Here is a 5,324-nt window from a genome sequence, read left to right as displayed (position 1 = left end):
AGGGAACAGGGAACAGGGAACAGGGAACAGGGAACAGGGAACAGGGAACAGGGAACAGGGAACAGGGAAGAAAGAAAAAATCCTGTGTACCTCATTAAGATAGAAACCACTATATTATAATTTAAGTAGTTAATAATTGGGTAAGCATTCAGCTATCAGCTTATGGGCTATGGGTACGCTACTTGAAGTGCTGAGGTTTCTTTTAAGCTGACGGCTGACGGCTGACTGCTGTTGGCGTAGCCTGCGCGTAGCGCATATGCTTACATAATTGGAATAAGTAAATGGATGAGTTGACTATTAAAGTTGTTGGATATACTGAACGATTATCAGAAATTACGTTAATCAGGGTGCAGGTTTTTCAGATTGAACAAGGGGTAGCAGCGGATTTAGAGTTTGATGGTAAGGATGAAATAGCGAAGCATTTATTAGCCTATTGGAATAATCAGCCAGTAGGCACAACTAGGGTAAGATATCTAGATGATAAAACGGCAAAAATAGAACGGTTAGCTGTCTTGTCTGATGCTAGAGGTAAGGGCATTGGGAAACAGTTGATGATTAAAGCATTAGAGTTAGCTGACCAAGCTGGAATTAAGGTAGTGGTAGTTCATGCTCAAGAGTATGTGAAAGGGCTTTATGAAAAGTTAGGTTTTGAAGTAGTGGGAGACTCCTTTGAGGAGGCTGGTATTGTTCATGTGAAGATGGTGAAGCAGTTAATATAATTTAGCTAAAAAGGTGACAATAAATAGGTAATCGTGATGCATCGCTACTGCCTAGTCTCTACTGCCTAAAACCCTACACGAAATTACGTCATCGAATTGAGAATTGCTATATTTGCAAATGGTCTATGGAATCAGATTTGCGGTAGGGATAAACGCGATCGCTACCCGGTGATTGAGAGCGCGAGCGATTTTTGGCAACATCGAAAGGGAGTGTCCTTCATCCTTAAGAGCAAGGAGACTCCCGTTATACCCGCAGGGTTAGTGGGAGACGGGGCTTATAAAGTGCAGACGCAGGTTCCGCACACAGCCCCTCAGGAATTGCGTCCGTTGACGATGTTAATGAAACCGGTTAGAATAAAGATGGTCAATGACCCACCCGAGACGATGGATTGACCAAAGGTCACGCTTCGCGAACAGACAGCCTACACGAGCGAAGTCCAGTAACCTGGCGGCGCAGCAAAATCGGTAGACCGGGAAAAGAGGATGGGGCAATGGAAGTCCAACCCTTGAATCAAAAGTACATCAATACTTTGTAAAAACTCGACACATGAGAACCGCAGGGCTTGCGGGGATAGTCTGTGGAGCGAACGTAAGACCATAAAACCCCTTGAGGTGCGCTTTCCGTAGGCGAATTAAATTCGCCACGGGTCGCACCTGAGGGTGGAGGCTGTTGCTATGAAACAGAAAACCTAAATCGTGAGGTTTAGGAATCCCCCGCTATAATCGCTGGATTTAGCGGTGGGAGGATGTCAAAAATCAACTGTGCTACCTCTGCATTGATAGAGGCTTCTGCTACCATTGCCTCCATCTCGGGGTCGGTACGAATCTTATTGTTAAGAATTTTAATGGCATCGGAAGTCTTAGCCATTTTCTTCCTGCTCTACATAGGTATGAACATCTGGGTTTTCTTAAAATAAACCCTTTCTCAAGATTGCCCGTTCAATATCTATTTACTCAATCACTACAGATAAGATTGTTGTAGCTAATTCATCTGAGCACTTAGCAATCACCACTATGAAAAGACGCTTTAGAGATCCACTCATTTTAGGACTAATTTGGCTAGGGAGTGGATTTTGCGATCGCATTTGGTTTGCCCTAGATCACTCTGTCCCAGCTTGGGACCAGGCCGATTATTTGACTGGTTCGTTGAATTACTGGCAGGCGTTGCAGCATCCTCAGTGGTTCTCTGGGGAGTGGTGGAGCAGTTTTTGGGCAATTTCTTCAAAAGTCCCGCCATTGACTTATATTATTGCCGCAATGGTTCAGCAAATGTTTGGAACCGGACCAGAGCTAGCTACGATAGCGCTAGTTTTATGCAGTGGAGTGTTAATTGCTTCAGTTTATGGATTAGGGCTGGTGTTATTTAACCGCCGGGTAGGGTTATGGGCTGCTGGTTTAGTCGTGTTGTTACCAGGACTATATCGCTACCGTTTAGAATTTTTGCTGGATTATCCATTAACCACAGTAGTCAGTTTGTGTTTTTGGTCTCTGACAGTGTGGTGGAGTTTGGGAAGGGCCAAGACACCCTTATCCCGAACCACAGTAAGACAAGGATGGTTGTGGGGGTTGGGGTTTGGGCTTTGTTTAGGATTAGCCTTGCTAGTTAAGCAAACCGCCTTATTTTTTCTATTCGTGCCAATCGCTTGGGCTGGGGTGAGGGTTCTGTGGCAGAGGCAATGGCAAAGGTTAGCTCAGTTAATCGGCGGTTTGCTGGTATCAGTTTTGCTATTTGGTCCATGGTACCGGATTAATTGGTTGTTGATATTGACCTCTGGGAAGCGAGCAACCATAGATTCCGCGATCGCAGAAGGAGACCCAGCCCTCAATACCCTTGATGCTTGGGTTTACTACTGGAAAATCTTACCTTACCTGATCTCTTGGCCGCTGTTGTTAATACCGATAGTAGGACTATTAATTTATGGGCTCAAGTATGGGCTCAAGCAATCCGCGATCGCAAAACCGAACAATCTGCCATCCCCCCATCCCCCCATCTGGTCACTAACCTGGCTAGGGGTCTTCATAGTGGGTGGTTATCTATTGTGTTCATTGAATATTAATAAAGATGCTCGCTATATTTTGCCATTAGTTCCAGTGCTATCAGTGTTTCTGGCTTATGGCTTAACCTGCTGGACTAATCGTTGGGGTAAACCGATGCGTTGGAGCACGGTAGGGCTAGCAACTGTACTGATGATGTTGAATCTATTTCCATTAGGAGGTAGAGGATTGACTCAATTACTGAGTCCCCGTGTACAACATTTGCCCTACTTAGGACAGCCATGGCCTCATCCGAAGGTAATTGCTGAAATCATTAAGACTCAACCTTACTTGCGCTCTAACTTAGGAGTATTACCGTCAACCCCAGACATTAACCAACACAACTTCAATTACTATGGTGCATTAGCCAATTTCCAAGTATACGGGCGTCAAGTGGGAACCCAAGCTAAACAAGTGAAACAGGATATGCGATCGCTTTCTTGGTTCCTCACTAAAACTGGTGCCCAAGGGTCAATCCCAGAATCCCAAGCAGCTATAGTTCAGGCAGTTGAGCAAGGGTCAGAGTTTGAGCTACACCAGACTTGGGAGTTACCCGATACTAGCCAACTGAAACTGTATCACAAGCGGCAGCCACCAATAGCCGTAAAACCATTATCGATAAAACCTGCGGGTGACCAATCATCCATAAAACCCACTAGTTTCAATGGCAATGGTTCACTGAGCACTACTCTCACTTCAAGTCCCAGAGTTAAATTAGAGCAAGTCACCATACCAGAAACATCTCCTGCTGGAGTACCTGTACCAGTAACTTATCAGTGGACTGGTTCTTGGGAGCAATTAAAATCTGGCATCGTTATCCTAACCTGGCAACCGGTAGATTTGAAGGTTGGTAAGTTGTTCGCGAAGCGTGGCCTTTTGGCCAAGGTTAACAAGTTGAAGGTTGGTAAGTTGTTCGCGAAGCGTGGCCTTTTGGCCAAGGTTGACCCGTTGTTCGCGAAGCGTGGCCTTTTGGCCAAGGTTGGCCAGTTGTTCGCGAAGCGTGGCCTTTTGGCCAAGGTTGGCCAGTTGTTCGCGAAGCGTGGCCTTTTGGCCAAGGTGGGCCAGTTGTTCGCGAAGCGTGGCCTTTTGGCCAAGGTTAACAAGTTGAAGGTTGTTCGCGTAGCGTGGCCTTTTGGCCAAGGTTCAACCGATACTAACCTGGAACCTAACAACCTTCAACCTTCAACTGATACTAACCTTCAACCTTCAACCGATACTAACCTTCAACCAAACAACCTTCAACCTTCAACCGATACTAACCTTCAACCTTCCACCCAAACTAACCTTCAACCTTCAACCGATACTAACCTTCAACCTTCCACCCAAACTAACCTTCAACCAAACAACCTTCAACCTACCTTTCGGGAACGCCAAAGGCGAACAACTCACCGATGGTTACACGACCATGGTATTGCCATGGGAGAACTACACTCTTCCCAATTACCACCTGCCAATTCTCAATTTCAAGTCATTGAACGGATGGCGATGTTTCCCCCAGCAGATATCCCAGCTGGAAGCTACACCCTGAAAGCAACTTACCTGAATCGACAAACTGGCGAAACCTATCCGATACAAGTACCAACAGTTACCTTGACCATCGATCCCGCAGCTAGCCCCATACCTGCACCAGAACTAGATTTAATCACCCAAATGCGGATATTATCCACTAATTTACCTAAAGGACTCAATGGCCTAGAACCAGTTTTTGAAGAAACTGCCCGCATTAACCAGTACGATCCGATTCAGGACTACTTAGAACAAGCAGATTTAGCCTTAAGCTATCGGCTGGAATCGGAACCGAATAACCTAGACTTGGCCTATGCTCTGGCCTTGAGTAGGGTATTGCAGCAAGATGTAGAAGGTGCGATCGCAGCATTAAAGCGAGTCACCCAACTTGACCCCCAAAATCCCTATGCTCACGCTTATCTTGCCTTCGTCTATCTCTATGATTGGGATGGAAAAGATGGGGAAAAAGCCCTGAAACCTGCCCTTAAAATCAACCGGACTATTCCCGAACTACAAGCCCTATCTGGTATAGCTGCCTTGATGCAAGGTAATGTGTTCAAAGCTTGGAGTGTTATTCAGGGATTAGATCTTGAAAGCGATCGCTAATTGTAAGCTATCAGCTATCAGCGTGTCGCGTATCAGCGTGTCGCGTATCAGCTTTGGGCCTGTGGCCAAGCTACTGTTCGCGCAGCACCTCAAGTAGCGCAATCGCTGCTTTTGAATAAAATAAGCACCTCAAGTAGCGTGAGCCTTTAGCTCACGGCTGACCGCTGACGGCACCTCAAGCAGCGTGCGCGTAGCGCATATGCTTACGGCTAATTTTCTTTCATTGTGAATAAATTGTGAATCAATGTGTCAATAATACTAAAAAATTTAGTCTTCGTCTTCTTTGGGTCTTTGCGTTTACTCATACCAATTTACCGATACCGATTACTTAATATAGCAGTCGCCAGGGCAGTTAGGACATGACAAAAGTCTCACACCCTTTGTAAGCGATGCAGCGCGGTCTTGGGGGTTTCCCCCATGAGCGACTGCATCAAGAAGCGCAAGAGTTTGACTTCTGAC

4 protein-coding genes are annotated in these 5,324 nt (G+C 45.9%); 3 read left to right on the top strand and 1 reads right to left on the bottom strand.

Annotated features, from left to right (window positions below; genetic code table 11):
- The first annotated feature begins 281 nt into the window (after window positions 1-281).
- Entirely contained in the window at window positions 282-719 is a 438-nt protein-coding gene (locus F6K37_RS31300; RefSeq protein ID WP_287254438.1) for a GNAT family N-acetyltransferase, read from the top strand.
- A 389-nt stretch (window positions 720-1,108) separates the two neighbouring features.
- Window positions 1,109-1,255 (top strand): hypothetical protein, encoded by a 147-nt coding sequence (locus F6K37_RS31295; RefSeq protein ID WP_287254436.1) that lies wholly within the window; start codon window positions 1,109-1,111, stop codon window positions 1,253-1,255.
- Between the two features lie 167 nt (window positions 1,256-1,422).
- Here F6K37_RS31295 and F6K37_RS31290 read toward each other — a convergent pair whose 3' ends face one another.
- Window positions 1,423-1,587, bottom strand: coding sequence for a hypothetical protein (locus tag F6K37_RS31290; RefSeq protein ID WP_287254435.1), 165 nt, complete (start codon window positions 1,585-1,587; stop codon window positions 1,423-1,425).
- A 146-nt stretch (window positions 1,588-1,733) separates the two neighbouring features.
- On the opposite strand from F6K37_RS31290, the gene F6K37_RS31285 reads away from it, so the two are divergent.
- Window positions 1,734-4,865, top strand: a complete 3,132-nt coding sequence (locus tag F6K37_RS31285; RefSeq protein ID WP_287254434.1) for a phospholipid carrier-dependent glycosyltransferase — start codon at window positions 1,734-1,736, stop codon at window positions 4,863-4,865.
- The last annotated feature ends 459 nt before the right edge of the window (window positions 4,866-5,324 follow it).

This window comes from Moorena sp. SIO4E2 (assembly GCF_010671945.1).
Taxonomy (GTDB): Bacteria; Cyanobacteriota; Cyanobacteriia; order Cyanobacteriales; family Coleofasciculaceae; genus Moorena; species Moorena producens.
The sequence above is the reverse complement of the archived record's forward strand: the minus strand, read 5'-3'. Positions and strand labels throughout refer to the sequence as shown.